This is a genomic window from Zavarzinia sp. CC-PAN008, from assembly GCF_051903925.1.
Classification (GTDB): domain Bacteria; phylum Pseudomonadota; class Alphaproteobacteria; order Zavarziniales; family Zavarziniaceae.
Genome location: NZ_CP173678.1, coordinates 3,602,692 through 3,622,244, shown reverse-complemented (window position 1 = coordinate 3,622,244; position 19,553 = coordinate 3,602,692). Strand labels below are relative to the sequence as shown.

Genomic DNA, 19,553 nt, shown 5'->3' with positions numbered 1-19,553 from the left:
CCGCCCGGTGTTGAGGGCGGCACGATACGAAGCCCGACAGGACCGGGAAAGGGAACACGCAATGGCCGGTGGCTGGACGCGCGACGGCAATATCCAGGACCAGATCGACGACACGGTCAGTGATGGGGTGAACACCGCACGCGCCCGCATGGCCGGCGGCATCGGTTCGCCCACCTGCGACGATTGCGGCGAGGATATCCCCGAGGCGCGCCGCCGCGCCCTGCCGTCGACGCGCACCTGCGTGGCCTGCCAGGCCGAGCGCGATGCCAAGCTCCGCCCCGCCGGCTTCAACCGGCGGGGCAGCAAGGACAGCCAGCTGCGCTGAGCTCAAGGTGGCTGTCCTGCGCCGAGTCAGGCCAGCGACACCAGGTGCGTCCCGTCGGCCTGGGGGACGAAGTGCCAGTGGCGGCCTGTGAAGCGGGCGATGATGTCGGCCGCGGTCCGGCTGTGCTGGCTGGGCTTCACGGTGGTGAAGGCGCCGCCGCCCGCCAGTGCCAGAGGCAGCAGAAGCTGGTCCGCCAGGAAGGGCCCGGCAAAGGCACCCGCCGCGATGTAGCCCGCCATGCGCCGCGCCGCCTTCCTGGCCAGCTGGTGCGCCGGCGTACCAAAGCGGCCGAAGCCGGTCACGATCTCGGCCCCGTGCGCGAATTGCGCCTCCAGCAGAAGCACCGTGCCGGGACCCTGGTCGCCGGGCAGCTGCCGCACGCGGAAGGCGTCCTCCGGCCAGTCCAGGATGGTGCGTGCCGCCTTCAGCTCGCGCTCGGCGATGTCGAAGGGCAGGGCGGCGAACAGCGCGGTCGCCGCGACGGAGACCAGCGGCCCCCGCGCCGTGCACTCGACACGGCGCAATGGTGCCGGCGTGATCGCGACCTCTATCCGGCCGCCGCCTCGCGGATGGAAGCCGTGGCGCACAAGGCGGGCCTCGACACATGGCCCCATCCGGTTGACGACCGGCAGGAAGACCCGCTCCAGGAAGTCGAAGGGCGGCGCCATGTCGTTGTGCGTGCCGCCTTCCAGCACCAGGCGGGAAGGGCCGTCCGCCAGGGCCAGCGGCAGCAGGATGGTCTGAAGGACCAGCCCGGTGCTGCCCGCAGTGCCCACGGCGAAGTGGTAGTCGCCGGCCCGGACGCGGCCCGGCCGGAAGGTGATTTCGGTTGCGTTGACGGCGGCACCGTCACACGTGCCGCCGCCGATGGCGCAGGCTGCCTCGACCGCGGTCAGGTGCTGGCGCATCAGCCCAGGCTTGGGTCGCCGGCCGCGAATGCTGGTGATGCGGAACGGCTGGCCGGTGACCAGCGACAGGGCCAGCGCATTGCGCACGACCTGGCCGCCGCCCTCGCCCTCCGATCCGTCGATGACGATCATGACACTCTCTCCGCCGGGTGACGGAAGGGGCAGCAGGCGCTACCCCTTCACGCACACGACCTGCTTCAACGTATGGACGATCTCGACCAGGTCGGCCTGGGCGGCCATCACCGCCTCGATCGGCTTGTAGGCGCGCGGCGTCTCGTCGATCACGCTCTCATCCTTGCGGCACGACACGCCCTGGGTGTCGGCCACGTGCTCCGCGAGCGTGACCAGCTTCTTGGCCGCCGTGCGGGACATCACGCGGCCCGCGCCGTGGCTGCAGCTGTCGAACGAGTCCGGGTTTCCCAGGCCGCGCACGATGAAGGACTTCGCCCCCATCGAGCCCGGAATGATCCCCAAGGCGCCCTTTGCCGCGCGCACCGCCCCCTTGCGCGTGACCAGGATGTTCTCGCCGAAATGGTGTTCCCGCGCCACGTAGTTGTGGTGGCAGTTCACCGCCTCCAGCTCGGCCTCGAACGGCCTGTCGACCTGGGTCCGCAGCGCACGGATGACGTTGGTCATCATCATGCGCCGGTTCAGCGCCGCGAAGTCCTGGGCCCAGCCCACCGCCTCGACATAGTCGGCGAAGTGCTGCGTCCCTTCCGGGAAATAAGCCAGGTCCTCGTCCGGCAGGTTCACGAACCAGGTCCGCATGTCCTTCTTCGCCAGTTCGATGAAGAACGTGCCGATCGCGTTGCCGACCCCACGAGAACCCGAGTGCAGCATCACCCAGACGCGCTGTTCCGTATCCAGGCACAGCTCGATGAAGTGGTTGCCGGTTCCCAGCGTCCCCAGGTGCACCAGGTTGTTGGTGTTCTTCAGGCGTGGGTACTTCTCCGTGATCCGGGCAAAGCGCTCCGCCAGCGTGGCCCAGGCTTCCACGATCTCGGCCGGGGGCTCGCCCCAGGCGCCCTTGTCGCGCTTGGCGCGGTTCACCTCGCGGCCATGCGGCACGGCGCGCTCGATCGCCGCGCGGACGCCCTCCAGGGTGTCGGGCAGGTCCGCCGCGACCAGCGAGGTGCGCGCCGCCATCATGCCGCAGCCGATATCGACACCGACCGCCGCCGGGATGATGGCGCCGCGGGTCGGGATGACCGAACCGACGGTCGCGCCGATGCCCACGTGAACGTCCGGCATCACCGCCACATGCTTGAACACGAACGGCATCTGCGCGGCCCGGACCAGCTGCGCGCGGGCCTTGTCCTCCACCGGGACGCCGCGCGTCCACAGCCGGATCGGCACGCCGCCCTCCACGTGCTGGATGTCATGATTTCGTTCGCACATGCTGACCTGTCCTTCACCCTGTTCGGTGGCACCGGGGCGGCTTGCCCATCCGCACCCTGGGGGCGGCCAGCCCATTCCGGCCGCCCCTGCACCACCTGGCCGGCTGCATCCGCGGATAGGCCGCTGCGCCGGACATGCCCTCCATAGCAGGGAGCGTGCCAACCGCAGCCCCGGCGCTGGCCATTCTGGCCCTGCCCAGGAATGCCGCGGCTTTGGCGCGAGAGGCCCGGCAAGCGGGCAGAAGTAAAGTTGATCGCACAGGATCGTACTTTATCCTATCGTATAGGAATGAAGCCCCTCGTCGTCATCGGCTTCCTGGGTTCGACCCTGGATGCCAGCGCATTCCAGCCCAGCCGGTGGGAGCGCTGGCGGCCGACGGTCAGCCTGGTCATGAACGAGGATCTGCGCGTCGACCGCCTGATCCTGCTGCATGGCTCGCCCCATCGCCGGCTGGCGGAGTTCGTGGCCGCCGACATCGCCTCTGTCTCGCCCGAGACGCGGGTGGAGCTGCGGGTCATCGACTTTGCCAACCCGTGGGACTTCGAGGAGGTCTACGGCAAGCTGCTGGACTTCGCGCGGGGGCAGGCCCTCGACCCGGAGGTCGAGGACTGCCTGATCCACATCACGACCGGCACCCATGTCGTGCAGATCTGCCTGTTCCTGCTGACCGAGGCACGCTACCTGCCGGGGCGGCTGTTGCAGACATCGCCGCGGAAGCGGGAACGCGGACCACTTGGCACCTGGTCCGTCATCGACCTGGACCTGTCGCGCTATGACAGCATCGCGACCCGCTTCGCCGTCGCCAGGGCGGAGGGGACCTCGTTCCTGAAGTCGGGGATCGAGACGCGGAGTGCCGCCTTCAACCGCATGATCGACGAGATCGAGCAGGTAGCCCTGCGCTCGCGCGCGCCCATCCTTCTGATGGGGCCGACGGGTGCGGGCAAGAGCCACCTGGCGCGCCGCATCTTCGAACTGAAGCGCCAGAAGCATCAGGTGGGCGGCGCGTTTGTCGAGGTGAACTGCGCGACGCTGCGGGGCGATGGCGCCATGTCGGCCTTGTTCGGGCACCGCAAGGGTGCCTTCACCGGTGCCGTGGCCGACCGGCCGGGCCTGTTGCGCGCGGCCGACAAGGGCATGCTCTTCCTGGACGAGATCGGCGAGCTGGGCCTGGACGAGCAGGCGATGATCCTGCGCGCGATCGAGGACCGGCGCTTCCTGCCCGTGGGCTCGGACCGCGAGGTGGAGTCGGATTTCCAGCTCATCGCCGGGACCAATCGCGACCTGGGCGACGCGGTCGCGCGCCGCGCCTTTCGCGACGACCTGCTCGCCCGCCTGAACCTGTGGACCTTTGCCTTGCCGGGCCTGGCCCAGCGGCGGGAGGACGTCGAGCCCAACCTGGACTACGAACTCGACCGCTTCGCCGAGCGGGAGGGCGAGCACGTCAGCTTCAACCGCGAGGCGCGCACCCGCTACCTGGCTTTTGCCACCGGGCCGGAGGCATCCTGGCCCGGCAATTTCCGCGACCTGGCCGCCAGCGTCACGCGCATGGCGACATTGTCGCCGAAGGGCCGCATCGACCTGGACTGCGTGGAGGCAGAGATCGCGCGCCTGGGTCGGCTGTGGTCCGGCCAGGCAGCACAGCCGGCAGCCGACCTGCGCGCCGTGCTTCCGGCCGAAGCGGTGGCGGCGCTGGACCCGTTCGACCGCGTCCAGCTGGCGGAGGTGGTCCGGGTCTGCCGCGCCAGCCGGTCGCTGTCGGAGGCCGGGCGCGCCCTGTTCGCCGTCTCGCGCACGCGCCGGGCCAGCGCCAACGACGCCGATCGCCTGCGCAAGTACCTGGCCCGCTTCGGCCTGGACTGGACGGCGATCACCGACGGCTGAGGTCCTGGAAGCGATAGGGATCGAAGCAGGCGGCATCGCGGTCCGGCGTCCCCTCCAGCTCGGCCGCGATCAGCTCGGCCGCCAACGCCGCAAAGCTGACGCCGTTGCCGCCAAAGCCGCTGGCCAGCCAGGTGCGTGCCTGGCCCTGGGCACGGCCGACCGCCGGCAGGCCGTCGGGCGAGGTGCCGAACAGCGCGCTCCAGGCGCAATCGACCACCGGTTCCGGCGTGTCGGCGAGCTCGCCCAGGCGACGGCGGAGCATCCGGGTCTTGGCGTCCATCAGCGCGTCACGCGCCTGTGGGTCGGTCGTCTCCTCATCTCCGCCGCCCGCGATGACACGGCCGTCCGCCGTGGCGCGGGTGTAGAGGTAGGGGTCGGACGCTTCCCAGATCAGCGCGTTCTCGCGCCACAGCGGCGCCGTGCCGGGCGGGGTTGCGATCGCGAAGCTGGAGAGGAGCTCGAAGTCGTCGGGCAGCAAGGCCAGGGCGCGCTCATAGCCGCCCGCGATCACCACGTGGTCGGCCGAGACCCTGCCGCCATCCTCCAGGTACAGCCGGACGCGCTGCGCGTCCTCATCCAGCCCGATCACGTTGCTGGGCCAGGTGATGGTGGCCCCGGCAGCGATCGCGCGCTGCAGCAGCGCGTGGGTCAGGCGCACGGGATCGACCTCGCAGGCACCGCCGGAGAGCAGGGCCGCCCGGGGCGCGATGTCGAAGCGTCGTCCCACGTCCGCCGCGTCCAGGAAGGTCGAGGGCAGGCCCGCGGCCTGCCGCGCTGCGCCCTCCGCCGCCAGGGCCTCCACATCCAGCAGCGTGCCCGCCAGGTACAGCTCGGGACGGTCGATCCGCCGCGCGTCCAGCCCGCCCTCGTCGACATGCCGCGCCAGGCGCTGCACCGCCTGGTACACACGGCGCCAGCGCCGGGCTGCCTCCTCGGCGCCGATGTCGCGGGCAAGGTGGGTCAGCGGCACGTCCATGCCCCACATGACCAGCGCGGTCGACGCCGCCGTGCTGCCGGCCGCGGGTGGCCTGCGGTCGAACAGGGCGACCCGCGCCCCGCTGCCGGCCAGCCGGTCCGCCAGCATCGCGCCCATGACGCCCGCGCCGACGATTGCCACGTCCACGTGGCCCGGCGCCGCGGCCGATGGCAGGGCCGCGCCGTCCGGGTCCGACCAGCATGGTCGCCCCGTCCTCAAGTCACGCTGTTCCGTAAGCATCAGCAACCTCCAGGCTGGGCTGCCCAACGAACTGCGCGCCCTGGAGTTCCGCGCAATCGCGGTCCCCCTTGCGAACCGGTGGCGCGTGGTTGGACGCGTCCAAGCGACTAGCTTTCGGCGGCCAGCCTTGCTACGCGCTTGCCATCCAGTTCGACCGGACCCACCAGACGACAAGAACGGGCGCCAGCGCCGGTGCCCGCATGGGAGAAGATCAATGACCCTGCGCCGTGCCGCGATTGTGACGCCCATCAGGACTGCCGTGGGAAAGTTCGGTGGCAGCCTGGCCTCGATGTCCGCTGGCCAGTTGGGCGGCGTCATCCTGAAGGCGCTGATGGAGCGCACGAAGATCGACCCGGCGCGCGTCGACGACGTCGTCTTCTCGCAGGGCTATGGCAATGGCGAGGCCCCGGCCATCGGCCACTGGTCCTGGCTGGCCGCGGGCCTGCCGCTGGAGGTGCCAGGTTATCAGCTGGACCGGCGCTGCGGCTCGGGGCTTCAGGCCGTGGTCAATGCCGCGATGATGGTCCAGACGGGCATGTCGGACGTGGTCGTCGCCGGCGGCGTCGAGTCGATGTCCAATGTCGAGCACTACACGACCGATGTGCGCGGCGGCGTGCGCGCCGGCAACCTGACCCTGCACGACCGCCTGACCCGGGGCCGCCTGATGTCGCAGCCGATCGAGCGCTTCGGCGTCATCAGCGGCATGATCGAGACGGCCGAGAACCTGGCCAAGGACTATGCCATCAGCCGCGAGGACGCGGACGCCTATGCCGTGCGCAGCCACCAGCGCGCCGCCGCCGCCTGGGCCAAGGGCCTGTTCGACGACGAGCTGGTGCCGGTCTCGGTCCCACAGAAGAAGGGTGACCCGTTCGTCTTCAGCCATGACGAGGGCTATCGCGCCGATGCCAGCATGGAGACGCTGGGCCGCCTGCGCCCGATCGAGGGCGGCGTGGTGACGGCCGGCAATGCCAGCCAGCAGAACGACGCCGCCGCCGCCTGCCTGGTCGTGGCCGAAGACAAGTTGGAGGAGCTGGGCCTTGAGCCCATCGCCTTCTTCCACAGCGCGGCGGCGGCGGGGTGCGATCCCAGCCGCATGGGCATCGGCCCGGTACCCGCGGTCGAGCGGCTGTTCGCGCGCAATGGCCTGGGCTGGGACGACATCGACGTGATCGAGCTCAACGAGGCCTTCGCGCCGCAGGTGCTCGCCTGCCTCAAGGGCTGGGGCTGGGGGCCGCAGGACAGCCGGCACGACATCCTGAACGTCAACGGCTCCGGCATCTCGCTGGGCCATCCGATCGGCGCCACCGGCGGGCGTATCCTGGCCAACCTGACGCGCGAACTGGTGCGCCGCGACGGGAAGTACGGGCTGGAGACGATGTGCATCGGCGGCGGCCAGGGCATCGCCGCCGTCTTCGAGCGCGCGCGCTGACCGCGGGAGGGACGGGGACCCGCGCCAGGTCCCCGTTCCTGCCCTGGTCCCGCCTCCCGCCCCGGCGGGACCGGGGAGGAAGAGGGACGGCCTGCGGTCAGGAGACGAAGTCGCTCGTGCGGTAGCCCTGGAAATGGAGCAGGGCGTCCAGGTCGGCATGGTCCAGGCGGGCGCGGGCCGCGGCTTGGGCCACCGGCTTGCCGCGATAGGCGATGCCCAGGCCGGCCGCCGCCAGCATGGGGGCGTCGTTGGCGCCGTCGCCCACCGTCATCGCCTCCGCCATGTCCAGGCCGTGATGCGCGACCAGTTCGTTGAGCGCGGCAAGTTTGGCCTCGCCCGTCAGGATCGGCTCGGCCACCGTGCCGGTCAGGGCGCCGTCGGCCGCGTCCAGCACGTTGGCGCGATGCTCGGCAAAGCCGGCAAGGCGTGCGACGCGCTCTGTGAAGAAGGTGAACCCGCCCGAGATCAGCGCCGTCGCCGCCCCGTGCGCGGCCATTGTCCGCACCAGGGTGGAGGCACCCGGATTGAGGCGCACCCGTTCGGCATAGCATTGTTCCAATGCGCTCTCGGCCAGGCCCTGCAGCTTGGCCACCCGGGCGCGGAGGGCCGCGGAGAAGTCGAGCTCGCCCCGCATCGCGCGTTCGGTGATCGCCACGATCTCGGCCTTGACCCCGGCGAAGTCGGCCAGCTCGTCCAGGCATTCGCAGGTGATGATCGTCGAGTCCATGTCGGCGATCAGCAGCTTCTTGCGGCGGTGCGCCAGGCTTTGCGCCAGCAGGTCGACGGACGCCCCCTTCAGCGCGTGGCGGGCGCCATCCTCGATCACCGGCACGACGTCATTGACGACCATGTCGCAGGCATGGCTGCCCAGCCAGACCAGGGGCGCACCACCGACCGCGGCGCGCACGCGTTCGGCAAGTCCGGGGCTCAGCCCCGGACCCGCCAGGGTCAGGATGTTGCTCAATTCTGCACGCGCTTGGTGACGGCGCCGTCGACCACGAAGTTCGAGCCCGAGACGAAGGAGGCGGCCGGGCTGGAGACGAAGGCGGTGACGCGGGCGACCTCTTCCGGGGTGCCCATGCGGCCCATCGGATTCAGCGACAGCATGTGGTTGTAGCGGTCGGGCATGTGGGTCTTGATCATGTCCCAGACGCCGCCTTCGAAGAAGATCGAGCCGGGGCTGACGGCATTGACGCGGATCCCCTTCGGCGTCAGCTCGTCGGACAGCCCCTTCACATAGAACAGCAGGGCCGCCTTGAACGTGCCATAGGCGTCGGCCCCGCCGAATACCTGCACGCCCGAGATCGAGCTGATCGCCACGATCGAGCCGGCCTTGGATTCCAGCAGGTGCGGGCGCGCCGCCTCGACCGCGTTGATCGTGCCCATCAGGTCGACCTGGAAGGCGGCCTTCCACGCCTCCTCCGAGGTGCCGGCGGCCAGGGCCGAGACATTGGCGACCAGGATGTCGAGGCCGCCCAGCTCCTGGGCGGAGGCATCGACCCAGCGCTTCAGCGCCGCCGCGTCGGCCACGTCGACCGCCTGGCCCGTCGCGGTGGCGCCCCGGGCCTTCAGCGCGGCGACGGTTGCCTCGACCTCGTCCCCCTTGCGCGCGCAAAGTGCTACGGAGCAGCCCTCGGCGGCCAGTGTCTCGACGATCGCGCGGCCGATGCCGCGGGTGCCGCCGGTGACGGCCGCCCTCAACCCCTTCAGTCCCAGGTCCATGAATGCTTCCCCGCCCGATGATCCGTTGATGGGAGTTCCCTTGGTGGCGGGCACTCTGCCCCGGACCGGCGATCCGGACAACTCGCAGGGCGCGGCCGGGCCGCCGGCCATCCTGCTGGCCGGGCCCACCGCAAGTGGCAAGTCGCGCACCGCCCTGGTGCTGGCCCAGACCCTGGGCGGCACGATCATCAATTGCGACAGCATGCAGGTCTATCGCGAGCTTCGCATCCTGACGGCGCGGCCGCCGCCACAGGACGAGGCCGCCGCCCCCCATCGCCTCTACGGCAGCGTCCCGGCGGCGCAGGTGTCCAATGTCGCGTCCTGGCGGGCGGACGCGCTGAAGGCCATTGCCGAGGCGCGCGCCGCCGGACGCTGGCCGATCCTGGTCGGCGGCACCGGGCTTTACTTCGGCAGCCTGCTGGGCGGCCTGGCCGAGGTGCCGGAAATACCGCCCCCGGTGCGCGCCCGCGTCCGTGCCTGGGGCGAGGAGGGGGCACCTTTGCATGACCTGTTGCGGGCCCGCGACCCCGCCCTGGCCGCACGGCTTGAGCCCGGCGACCGCCAGCGCATCCTGCGCGGCCTGGAAGTGTGGGAGGCGACCGGGCGGTCCCTGCTGGACCTGCAGCGGGCAGGTGGCCTGCCCGCGCTGCCGGGCGCGGCGCTGGGCTTCGTGCTGGCCCCGCCGCGCGATGTCCTGCTGCGCCGGATCGAACGCCGGGTCGTCGCCATGGTGGAGGAAGGCGCCCGCGAGGAGGTCATGGCCCTGCTGGCGTTGCGTCTGGACCCTGCGCTTCCCGCCATGCGGGCGCTGGGTGTTGCGCAGTTCGCGGCCCACCTGCGCGGCGAGTTGACCCTGGCGCAGGCGATCGAGGCCGTGGCAATTGCGACGCGGCAGTACGCGAAACGGCAGATGACCTGGTTCCGGGGAAGAATGTTGCCCTGGTCATGGATAGATGCGCAACATTCGGAAAGCTATGCTGCTGAAATCTTGTCGAAACTGCCGAAAGGACGCTTGACCCCCGGGTTTTGAGCCACTAGGGTGCGCGGCTCCGGCAAAGGCCGGCCGTATAGCCATGGAATGACCACAATGACGCCCAAGCAGATGACAGGAGCTGAGATCGTCCTCAAGGCACTGGCTGATCAGGGCGTAGAGGTAATTTTCGGCTATCCGGGGGGGGCCGTCCTTCCGATCTATGATGCGCTGTTCCAGCAGAACCAGATCCGCCACATCCTGGTCCGGGAAGAGGGGGGTGCCGCCCACGCGGCCGAGGGCTATGCCCGCTCCACGGGCAAGGTCGGCGTCCTGCTGGTGACATCGGGTCCCGGCGCCACCAATGCGGTGACCGGGCTGACCGATGCCCTGATGGATTCGATCCCGCTGGTCTGCCTGACCGGCCAGGTGCCGACGCACCTGATCGGCAGCGACGCCTTCCAGGAGGCGGACACCGTGGGGATCACGCGGCCCTGCACCAAGCACAACTGGCTGGTGAACGACGTCAACGACCTGGCGCGCGTCCTGCACGAGGCGTTCTACGTCGCCCGCTCCGGCCGGCCGGGCCCCGTCGTGGTCGACCTGCCCAAGAACGTGCAGCTGGCGCTTGGCTCCTACGTGCCGCCGGCCAATGTGCACCACAAGAGCTATCGCCCGCAGCTGAAGGGCGAGCTGCCGCGCATCCGCGAGGCGATGGACCTGATCGCCAAGGCGAAGAAGCCCGTCTTCTATACCGGCGGTGGCATCATCAATTCCGGTCCGGCGGCAGCCCAGCTGATGCGCGAGCTGGTGCGCATGACGGGCTATCCCATCACCTCGACCCTGATGGGCCTGGGGGCCTATCCCGCCAGCGACAAGCAGTGGCTGGGCATGCTGGGCATGCACGGAACGTACGAGGCCAACATGGCGATGCATGACTGCGATGTCATGATCTGCCTGGGGGCCCGCTTCGACGACCGCATCACCGGCCGGCTCAACGCCTTTTCGCCCAACTCCAAGAAGATCCACGTCGACATCGATCCGTCCTCGATCAACAAGAACGTGCGCGCCGACGTGGCCATCGTCGGCGACGCCGCCCATGTGCTCGAGGACATGATCAAGGTCTGGAAGAGCAAGGTGATGCGCCCCGACAAGGAGGCGCTTGCCGCCTGGTGGGCCGAGATCGACGGCTGGCGCAGCCGCGACTCGTTGCGCTATCGCCCGTCGAGCGAGCTGATCAAGCCGCAATACGCGATCCAGCGCCTGTGGGAAGCCACCAAGGACCGCAAGACGATCATCACGACCGAGGTGGGCCAGCACCAGATGTGGGCGGCCCAGTTCTATCGCTTCGACGAGCCGAACCGCTGGCTGACGTCCGGGGGCCTGGGCACGATGGGCTATGGCCTGCCGGCCGCCATCGGCGCGCAGCTGGCGCATCCGGACGCGACCGTGATCGACATCGCGGGCGAGGCCTCGATCCTGATGAACATCCAGGAGCTGTCGACGGCGGCGCAGTACCGCCTGCCGGTCAAGGTCTTCATCCTCAATAACGAGTACATGGGGATGGTGCGGCAGTGGCAGGAGCTGAACCATGGCAGCCGCTATTCCGAAAGCTACATGGACAGCCTGCCCGACTTCGTGAAGCTGGCCGAGGCGTTCGGCGGCGTGGGCCTGCGCTGCTCCAAGCCCGAGGACGTGGACGCGACCATCGCGGCGATGCTTGAGACGCCGAAATTCGTCATCGTCGACTGCCTGGTGGACAAGGCGGAGAACGTCTTCCCCATGGTGCCGTCGGGCGCGGCCCACAACGAGATGATGCTGGGGCCGGACGACGAATCCGTCACCTCGGCCGAAGGTCTCGCACTGGTCTGATCGCGCACGCCGCCCCGCGCCTGTGCGCGGGGCGGAGATGCCTTTGACCTCACGCCAATTCTGCTAGAAGGGGCGTCCGGCGCACCGCGAGGGAGCGGCAGCCGGAGCCTTTGGGGGTGCACATGTCCGCGGAACGCAGACACACGATAGCCGTCCTGGTCGACAACGAGGCGGGCGTCCTGGCCCGTGTCATCGGCCTGTTCTCCGGCCGTGGCTACAACATCGAAAGCCTGACCGTCGCCAAGGTCGAGGATGCGCGCAACCTGTCGCGGATCACCGTCGTCACCTCCGGCACCGAGATGGTCATCGAGCAGATCAAGGCGCAGCTGGACCGCCTGGTGCCGGTGCACAAGGTCGCCGACCTGACCATCGACGGCCCCAGCCTGGAGCGTGAGCTGGCGCTGATCAAGGTTGTCTCCACCGGCGAGCGCCGGGTGGAGGCCCTGCGCCTGGCCGATGCCTTCCGCGCCCGCGTGGTCGATTCGACCAGCCAGTCCTTCGTGTTCGAGGCGACGGGCGCCACGACCAAGATTGACGCGTTCATCGACCTGATGCGCGGGCTGGGCCTGGTGGAACTGTCGCGCACCGGCGTGGTCGCGATCCGCCGCGGGGCGGAGGCGCTTTAGGCCGCTGTGGCCCTAGGCGTCCAGCGCCTGAAGGCTCGCGCGGGCGGCCGCGAAGGGCGACTGGCCGTCGCGCAGGCGGAGCGACCCGCCCAGGCGGGCCAGACCGCGCCGACCGTGTTCCGTCCGGACCAGGTCGTGCAGCCAGGCTTGCGCCTGGCTGTCGCGCTGGGGCGCCAGCTGGCCTGTCGCCACCAGATGGGCGAAATGCCGGTCCAGGTCGGCGACCAGATCATCGATCCCGCTGCGCGTGGCGGCCGAGGCCAGCAGGACGGGGACGATCCAGTCGCCGTGATCGGCCAGGCTCAGGGCGCCCTTCAGGTCGCTGGCGGCGCGCTGCGCTGGATCGCCCAGGTCGGCCTTGGTGACGACCGCGATGTGCGGAATCTCGACGATGCCCGCCTTCATGAACTGCAGGCTGTCACCGGAGGCGGGCTGGGCGCAGAACACGACCGTGTCGGCGGCTCCCGTCACGTCCGTTTCCGACTGGCCCACGCCCACCGTCTCGATCAGGACGCGGTCGAACAGCGCCCGCATCAGGACCATGGCGCTCCAGGTCAGGCTGGCCAGGCCACCCAGGCGGTCACGCGCCGCCATGGAGCGAACGAAGGCACCGGGATCCTCTGCCGCCGTGGCGATGCGCACGCGGTCGCCCAGCAGCGCCCCGCCGGAGCGGCTGGACGACGGGTCGACCGCGATCACGCCAACCGTCCGCCCCTGCGCGCGCCAGGCGGCGACCACGGCGCCGGCCAGGGTCGACTTGCCCACGCCAGGCGGGCCGGTCAGGCCCACGACTTGCGCGCTCGGTTCCTCCCACGCGGCATTCAGGAGGTCGGTGGAGGCTTGCCCCCAAGGCTCGCGCTCCAGCCGCGCCAGTGCCTGCGCCAGCGCCGCCTTGTTGCCCCGGATGGTGTCGAGAATGGTGCTCATGCCAGGTCACCGCTGAGAACCCTCCCCCCTCGCGGGGGAGGGCAGGGTGGGGGGGGCGGTCCCGCCATATGAACGATCAAGACGAGAGCGGTCGGGTTGCGCCGACCGACTAACGCCCAAAGGCGTCACGGCCCCCCCCATCCCAGCCTTCCCCCGCGAGGGGGGAAGGAGCCGCTGCGGAGACCCTGGGCAAAAGCCTCAGCCCTTGGCCAGGGCGGCCTGGGCGGCGGCCAGGCGGGCGATGGGCACGCGATAGGGCGAGCACGAGACATAGTCCAGGCCAACCGATTCGCAGAACGCGATCGAGGCCGGATCGCCGCCATGCTCGCCGCAGATGCCCAGCTTCACGGCGGGCCGGGTCTTGCGTCCGCGTTCCGCCGCCAGACGCACCAGCTCGCCCACACCATCCTCGTCGATCGAGACGAAGGGATCCTTGGGGAAGATGCCGTTGCGCAGGTAGTCGTCCAGGAAGTGGCCGGCATCGTCGCGGCTGATGCCGAAGGTCGTCTGGGTCAGGTCGTTCGTGCCGAAGGAGAAGAACTCCGCCGTCTCGGCCAGCTCGCCCGCGCGGAGGGCTGCGCGCGGCAGTTCGATCATGGTGCCGACCAGGTACTTCAGCGTGCGGCCCCGCGCCTTGGCCACTTCCGCGCCGATCGCGTCGATGCGCGCCTTGAGGATGTCGAGTTCCCGCCGGGTCGCCGCCAGCGGGATCATGATCTCGGGCTCCACCGCTGCCCCGCTGCCCTGCTCGGTGGCGTCGTGTGCGGCCTCGAAGATGGCGCGGGCCTGCATCTCGTAGATCTCGGGGAACGAGATGCCGAGGCGGCAGCCGCGATGGCCCAGCATCGGGTTGCTTTCCTGAAGCTCGGCCGCGCGCGCCTTAAGCGTCGCGACGCTGACGCCGGCCGCGCTTGCGACCTGGGCCAGTTCCTCCTCCGAATGGGGCAGGAACTCGTGCAGCGGCGGGTCGAGCAGGCGGATCGTGACCGGCAGGCCGCCCATGATGCGGAACAGGTCGACGAAGTCCTTGCGCTGCATGGGCAGCAGCTTGTCCAACGCCGCCTTGCGACCGCTTGCGTTGGACGCAAGGATCATCTCGCGCACCGCAATGATACGGTCGGCATCAAAGAACATGTGCTCCGTCCGGCACAGGCCGATCCCTTCCGCCCCGAAGCGGCGCGCCGTCTCGGCATCGAGCGGCGTTTCGGCATTGGAGCGGACCTTGAGCCGGCGCACGCCGTCGGCCCAGCCCATCAGGGTCGCGAACTCGCCCGACAGTTCGGGCTGCACGGTGGCGACGGCACCGGCCATGACCTCGCCGGTCGAGCCGTCGATGGTCAGGATGTCGCCGCGCCGCAGGGTACGGCCGTCGACGCTGACGGTGCCGGCCTCGGCATCGATGCGCAGGGCACCGGCGCCGGAGACGCAAGGCCGGCCCATGCCGCGCGCCACCACCGCCGCGTGGCTGGTCATGCCGCCGCGGCTGGTCAGGATGCCGCGCGCCGCGTGCATGCCGTTGATGTCCTCTGGCGAGGTTTCGGCGCGGACCAGGATGCAGTCGCGCCGTTCGGCGGCGATCGCCTCTGCCTCCTCCGCCGTGAAGGCGATCACGCCCGACGCCGCCCCGGGGGAGGCGGGCAGGCCGCGGGTCAGCACGTCGCGCTTGGCCTTGGGGTCGAGCGTCGGGTGCAGCAGCTGGTCCAGGGACGCAGGCTCGACGCGCGCGATCGCCGTCTTCTGGTCGATCAGGCCTTCGGTCGCCAACTCGACCGCGATGCGCAGCGCTGCCTTGGCCGTGCGCTTGCCGCTGCGGGTCTGGAGGACGTAGAGGCGGCCACGCTCGACCGTGAACTCGATGTCCTGCATGTCGCGGTAGTGCCGCTCCAGCAGGTCGAACACGCGCACAAGCTCGCCATAGACCTCGGGCAGCGCCTCTTCCATTGAGGGCTTGGTCTCGCCCGAGGCTTCGCGGTCGACGCGCGTCAGGTGCTGGGGCGTGCGGATGCCGGCGACGACGTCCTCCCCTTGCGCGTTGATCAGGAACTCGCCGTAGATCGCGCGCTCACCCGTGGATGGGTTGCGGGTGAAGGCAACGCCGGTTGCACTGGTGTCGCCCATGTTGCCGAACACCATGGCCTGGACGTTGACGGCTGTGCCCCAGGACTCCGGAATGTCGTGCAGGCGGCGATAGGTCTGGGCGCGCGCGTTCTGCCACGAGCCGAAGACGGCGCTGATCGCCCCTTCCAGCTGGCTCAACGGATCGTCGGGGAAGGGGCGGCCCAATTCCTCCTGCACCTTGGCTTTGTAGGCCGCGACCAGCGTCTGCCAGTCCTCGGCCCCCAGTTCGGTGTCCAGGTCGACGCCGCGCTCTTCCTTGTGGATCTCCAGCAGTTCCTCGAAATGGTGGTGGCCGATGCCCAGCACCACGTCGGAATACATCTGGATGAAGCGGCGATAGCTGTCATAGGCGAAGCGCGCGTCATTGGCCTGGGCCGCGAGGCCCTGCACCGTCGCGTCGTTCAGGCCCAGGTTCAGGACGGTGTCCATCATGCCGGGCATCGATGCCCGGGCGCCCGAGCGGACCGAGACGAGCAGCGGGTCCGCGGCATCGCCAAAGCGCTTGCCCGTCAGGTCGCCGACCACGCCCAGCGCCTGCTCGACCTCCGCCATCAGGCCGGGGGGCAGGCCGCCCACCTTGGAATACTCGGTGCAGACTTCGGTCGTGATGGTGAAGCCGGGGGGCACGGGCAGGCCCAGCGCGCTCATCTCCGCCAGGTTGGCGCCCTTGCCGCCCAGCAGGTTCTTCATCGCGGCCTTGCCGTCGGCCTTGCCGCCGCCAAAGGCATAGATGCGCTTGAGTGTCGTCATGCGTCCGCTTTCCACTCCTGACGCAACCAAATCGGGGGTTCAGCCCTCGATCCGGGCGAAATCCGCAACAAGGGCCATCGTCGCGTTGATGCGTGACAGCAGCGCCAGCCGGTTCGCCCGCACGGGGGCTTCCGGCGCGTTCACCGTCACGCGGTCGAAAAAGGCATCCACGGGTGCCCGCAGCGTCGCCAGGGCCGCCATCGCAGCGGCGTAGTCTTCGGCCGCGACGGCTGAAGTCGTCGCGGCACTGGCCGTTCCCAGCTTTGCCGCCAGGGCGCGCTCCTCGTCCTGGGCATAGAGCGCGGGATCGGGGTCCTGGTCGAAACGCTCGCCCGACTTCTTCTGCTCGATGCGCAGGATGTTGCCGGCGCGGCGCTGGGCCGCCAGCAGGTTGGCGCCGTCGTCCGTGCCCAGGAAGGCAGCCAGCGCCTCCACCCGGGCGATCAGGCGCACGATGTCGTCCTCCGTCCCGGTGCCCAGGACGGCCGCGACCAGGTCGTGCCGCTTGCCCTGCTCGCGCAGATGCACGCGCAGCCGGTCGATGAAGAAGGCCAGAAGGTCGGCAGCGACCGTATCGCCGTCCTGGCCATGACCGCGTGCCGCAGCGGCAAAGACCGGCAGCAGGGCCACGCGCAGGCGATTCTCCAGGACCAGGCGGATCACGCCCAGTGCCGCGCGGCGCAGCGCGAAGGGATCCTTGGAGCCTGTCGGCTTCTCGTTCACGCCGAAGAAGCCGGCCAGCGTGTCCAGCTTGTCGGCCAGGGCGACGACGACGGAGACCGGCGCCGTGGGACAGGCGTCGCCCGGGCCCTGCGGCTGCCAGTGTTCGGCGATCGCTTCGGCCACCGTGTCGCTCTCGCCCTGCAGACGGGCGTAGTAGCGGCCCATGATGCCCTGCAGCTCAGGGAACTCGCCGACCATGCCGCTCACTAGGTCCGCCTTGGCCAGCAGGGCGGCGCGGTCCACGCCAGCAGCGTCGGCGCCGGGAACGTAGGGCAAAAGGGCCTTGGCCAGCGCCCGCACCCGCTCAATCTTCTGCGCGACGGTGCCCAGCTTGGCGTGGAAGACGATGCCGGACAGGGCGGCGACGCGGGACTCCAGCGTCTCCTTCCGGTCGCTGTCCCAGAAGAAGCGGGCGTCCGAAAGCCTCGCGCGCAGCACGCGCTCGTTGCCGGCGACGATCCGTGCCCCGCCATCGGGTGCAGCGATGTTGGCGACGGTGATGAACCAGGGCGCCAGGCCCGTGCCGCCGCGCGGGCGCACGGCAAAGTATTTCTGGTGGGTGCGCATGGCCGTCGCCAGTACTTCCGGCGGCAGGTCCATGAAGGCGTCGTCGATCCGGCCCATCAGGGGCACCGGCCATTCGACCAGGCCCGTCACCTCGTCCAGCAGGCCCTCGTCGGGCACGATCTCCAGCCCCTTGGCGAAGGCGAGTTCGGCGGCCGCGCGGGCGATCAGGTCGCGCCGCTCGTCCGCCACGGCCATCACCTTTGCCTCGCGCAGGGCGGCGACATAGGCGTGGGGGTCGTCGATCGTCACGGGCCCGCGGCTCATGAAGCGATGGCCCTGGGTGGAGCGGCCGGCGGCGATGCCGTGGCCTGCATCGCCTTCGCGGGTGAGGGGCAGGGTGACGACGTCGCCGTCGAACAGGGCGATGACGCCATGGATCGGCCGCACCCAGTTCAGCTTGGACGACAGGCCGGTCGACGGCTCGGCGCCCCAGCGCATGGACTTGGGCCAGGCGAAGTCCCACAGCAGGCCGGCCACGATCTCGCCCAGGACGGCGACGGTGCGGCGGCCCGGCTTGAACAGGCGGGCCACGTAGAAGCGGCCCTTGTCGGTCTCCACCTCCTCCGCCTGGTCACGCGTGATGCCGGCGGAGGCAAGGAAGCCGTCCACCGCCTTGTCCGGCGCGCCGACGCGGGGGCCGCGACGTTCCTCGGTCTGGTCGGCCTGGGCCGCGGGCAGGTCGCGCGCGATCAGGGCCAGGCGGCGCGGGGTGACATAGGTGGTTACGGCGCCGTGCGCGATGCCCTGTGCCTTCAGCCGTTCGGCGAACTGGTGCTTCAGGTCGGCGGCGGCGCGCGCCTGCATGCGGGAGGGGATCTCCTCCCCGAAGATCTCAAGCAGGAAGTCGGGCATGTCAGGCCACCTGCGATTCGAGCCAGGCCTGGCAGCAGGCCTTGGCCAGGGCGCGCACGCGGCCGATATAGGCGGCGCGCTCGGTCACGCTGATGACGCCGCGCGCATCCAGCAGGTTGAACAGGTGGCTGGCCTTCAGACACTGGTCATAGGCCGGCAAAGGCAGCTTCTTCTCGACCAGGAAGGCGCATTCCTTCTCCGAATCGGCGAAGTGGCGGAACAGCCGTTCCGTGTCCGCGTGTTCGAAATTGAAGGCGGAGAATTCGCGTTCGGACTGAAGGTAGACGTCGCCATAGGTGACGCCCTGGCCATTCCAGTCCAGGTCGTAGATGTTCTCCACGCCCTGGACGTACATGGCCAGGCGCTCAAGGCCATAGGTGATCTCGGCCGAGACGGGATCGCAGTCGATGCCGCCGACCTGCTGGAAATAGGTGAACTGCGACACTTCCATGCCGTCGCACCACACTTCCCAGCCCAGGCCCCAGGCGCCCAGCGTCGGGCTTTCCCAGTCGTCCTCCACGAAGCGCACGTCATGCAGCTCGGTTGAGATGCCGAGGGTGCGCAGCGATCCGAGGTAGAGGTCGAGCACGTTCGCGGGCGACGGCTTCAGGATCACCTGGAACTGGTAATAGTGCTGGAGCCGGTTCGGGTTGTTGCCATAGCGGCCGTCCTTGGGCCGGCGCGACGGCTGGACATAGGCGGCATTCCAGGGCTTCGGCCCCAGCGCCCGCAGCGTCGTACCCCAGTGGAAGGTGCCCGCACCCACTTCAAGGTCATAGGGCTGCAGCAGCACGCAGCCCTTGCTGGCCCAGAAGGTCTGGAGCCGGAGAATCAGGTCCTGGAACGGCGGTGCGGTCGTGGTCATGGGGCAGGCTGGCAAAGGATGCGGGACCCTATAGCCCAGGCTTATGCCGGGCAAGCGGTGCGCGCGCAGTGCTGGTTTGTGCAGGTGCGAGATGCGCCAATCGGCCCCGGCCTAGACGCGGGGCAGCAGGGGGCAGTCGCCACGACCGCAGGCCTGGCCCCCCTGGGCCGGGACATAGGTGCCGCACCGGGCGCAGGCGCGCATGTCCTCGATTGTTTCCGCCCCGGCCTGGCGCCCGGCGCGGTTGGCCCTGGGCTTGGCCTTGCCCGGCACGGCGGAGCGGGTGGCGGCACGGAAGACCAGCCACACGCCGACGATCACCAGGACCAGAAGGACCAGCTTGCCCAGGAAGCCGCTCATGCCGTCATACCCATGGCCGGACTGTCGGTTGCCCGCCCTGGCCG

The 19,553-nt window shown here is 69.9% G+C and carries 16 protein-coding genes; 6 read left to right on the top strand and 10 right to left on the bottom strand.

Translation table 11 applies throughout. The annotated features are described in order from the left end of the window. The first annotated feature begins 61 nt into the window (after window positions 1-61). Window positions 62-325: a DksA/TraR family C4-type zinc finger protein gene (locus ACI6GS_RS17000; RefSeq protein WP_439814646.1), complete on the top strand. Its 264-nt coding sequence runs from the start codon at window positions 62-64 to the stop codon at window positions 323-325. 26 nt (window positions 326-351) lie between these two features. Here ACI6GS_RS17000 and rtcA read toward each other — a convergent pair whose 3' ends face one another. Together rtcA and ACI6GS_RS16990 are read right to left on the bottom strand one after the other, a co-directional pair. Further along, window positions 352-1,365 carry an RNA 3'-terminal phosphate cyclase gene (gene rtcA, locus ACI6GS_RS16995; RefSeq protein WP_439814645.1) on the bottom strand — a complete coding sequence of 338 codons (1,014 nt, stop codon included), beginning with the start codon at window positions 1,363-1,365 and terminating at the stop codon, window positions 352-354. A gap of 39 nt (window positions 1,366-1,404) precedes the next feature. Further along, entirely contained in the window at window positions 1,405-2,631 is a 1,227-nt protein-coding gene (locus tag ACI6GS_RS16990; RefSeq protein ID WP_439814644.1) for an RtcB family protein, read from the bottom strand. Window positions 2,632-2,919: 288 nt separating this feature from the next. Here ACI6GS_RS16990 and rtcR point away from each other — a divergent pair, with 288 nt between their 5' ends. Beyond that, the gene (rtcR, locus tag ACI6GS_RS16985) at window positions 2,920-4,512 is read left to right on the top strand and encodes an RNA repair transcriptional activator RtcR (RefSeq protein WP_439814643.1); all 1,593 of its coding nucleotides are present in this window, start codon (window positions 2,920-2,922) and stop codon (window positions 4,510-4,512) included. Here the strand turns inward: rtcR and ACI6GS_RS16980 are convergent. Continuing rightward, window positions 4,499-5,635, bottom strand: a complete 1,137-nt coding sequence (locus tag ACI6GS_RS16980; protein WP_439814642.1) for an NAD(P)/FAD-dependent oxidoreductase — start codon at window positions 5,633-5,635, stop codon at window positions 4,499-4,501. The genes rtcR and ACI6GS_RS16980 overlap by 14 nt on opposite strands. 307 nt (window positions 5,636-5,942) lie before the next feature. Between ACI6GS_RS16980 and ACI6GS_RS16975 the strand changes: the two genes are divergently transcribed. Next, complete coding sequence (locus ACI6GS_RS16975) at window positions 5,943-7,157, top strand: acetyl-CoA C-acetyltransferase (RefSeq protein WP_439814641.1); 1,215 nt, start codon at window positions 5,943-5,945, stop codon at window positions 7,155-7,157. 97 nt (window positions 7,158-7,254) lie between these two features. Here the strand turns inward: ACI6GS_RS16975 and serB are convergent, their stop codons facing one another. Together serB and ACI6GS_RS16965 are read right to left on the bottom strand one after the other, a co-directional pair. Beyond that, complete coding sequence (gene serB / locus ACI6GS_RS16970; protein WP_439814640.1) at window positions 7,255-8,121, bottom strand: phosphoserine phosphatase SerB; 867 nt, start codon at window positions 8,119-8,121, stop codon at window positions 7,255-7,257. Beyond that, window positions 8,118-8,879: an SDR family NAD(P)-dependent oxidoreductase gene (locus tag ACI6GS_RS16965; RefSeq protein ID WP_439814639.1), complete on the bottom strand. Its 762-nt coding sequence runs from the start codon at window positions 8,877-8,879 to the stop codon at window positions 8,118-8,120. Before ACI6GS_RS16965 ends, serB begins: the two co-directional genes overlap by 4 nt. A 43-nt stretch (window positions 8,880-8,922) precedes the next feature. On the opposite strand from ACI6GS_RS16965, the gene miaA reads away from it, so the two are divergent. The 3 genes from miaA (at window position 8,923) to ilvN (ending at window position 12,347) form a co-directional block, all read left to right on the top strand. After that, the gene (gene miaA, locus ACI6GS_RS16960; RefSeq protein ID WP_439814638.1) at window positions 8,923-9,909 is read left to right on the top strand and encodes a tRNA (adenosine(37)-N6)-dimethylallyltransferase MiaA; all 987 of its coding nucleotides are present in this window, start codon (window positions 8,923-8,925) and stop codon (window positions 9,907-9,909) included. A 57-nt stretch (window positions 9,910-9,966) separates the two neighbouring features. Then, on the top strand, window positions 9,967-11,721 hold the full coding sequence (locus ACI6GS_RS16955; protein ID WP_439814637.1) for an acetolactate synthase 3 large subunit: 1,755 nt from the start codon (window positions 9,967-9,969) through the stop codon (window positions 11,719-11,721). A gap of 122 nt (window positions 11,722-11,843) precedes the next feature. Continuing rightward, window positions 11,844-12,347 carry an acetolactate synthase small subunit gene (ilvN, locus tag ACI6GS_RS16950; protein ID WP_439814636.1) on the top strand — a complete coding sequence of 168 codons (504 nt, stop codon included), beginning with the start codon at window positions 11,844-11,846 and terminating at the stop codon, window positions 12,345-12,347. A gap of 12 nt (window positions 12,348-12,359) precedes the next feature. On the opposite strand, the gene ACI6GS_RS16945 is transcribed toward ilvN, so the two are convergent. The 5 genes from ACI6GS_RS16945 to ACI6GS_RS16925 all read right to left on the bottom strand — a co-directional run bounded on the left by ACI6GS_RS16945 (window position 12,360) and on the right by ACI6GS_RS16925 (window position 19,509). After that, on the bottom strand, window positions 12,360-13,274 hold the full coding sequence (locus ACI6GS_RS16945) for an ArgK/MeaB family GTPase (RefSeq protein ID WP_439814635.1): 915 nt from the start codon (window positions 13,272-13,274) through the stop codon (window positions 12,360-12,362). A gap of 198 nt (window positions 13,275-13,472) precedes the next feature. Continuing rightward, entirely contained in the window at window positions 13,473-16,142 is a 2,670-nt protein-coding gene (gene ppdK, locus ACI6GS_RS16940) for a pyruvate, phosphate dikinase (protein ID WP_439814634.1), read from the bottom strand. A gap of 39 nt (window positions 16,143-16,181) precedes the next feature. Beyond that, a complete protein-coding gene (gene glyS, locus ACI6GS_RS16935; protein ID WP_439814633.1) occupies window positions 16,182-18,284 on the bottom strand; it encodes a glycine--tRNA ligase subunit beta in 2,103 nt (700 codons plus the stop codon). 1 nt (window position 18,285) lies between these two features. Continuing rightward, complete coding sequence (locus tag ACI6GS_RS16930; protein ID WP_439814632.1) at window positions 18,286-19,149, bottom strand: glycine--tRNA ligase subunit alpha; 864 nt, start codon at window positions 19,147-19,149, stop codon at window positions 18,286-18,288. 111 nt (window positions 19,150-19,260) lie between these two features. Then, complete coding sequence (locus tag ACI6GS_RS16925; RefSeq protein ID WP_439814631.1) at window positions 19,261-19,509, bottom strand: hypothetical protein; 249 nt, start codon at window positions 19,507-19,509, stop codon at window positions 19,261-19,263. Between the last annotated feature and the right edge of the window lie 44 nt (window positions 19,510-19,553).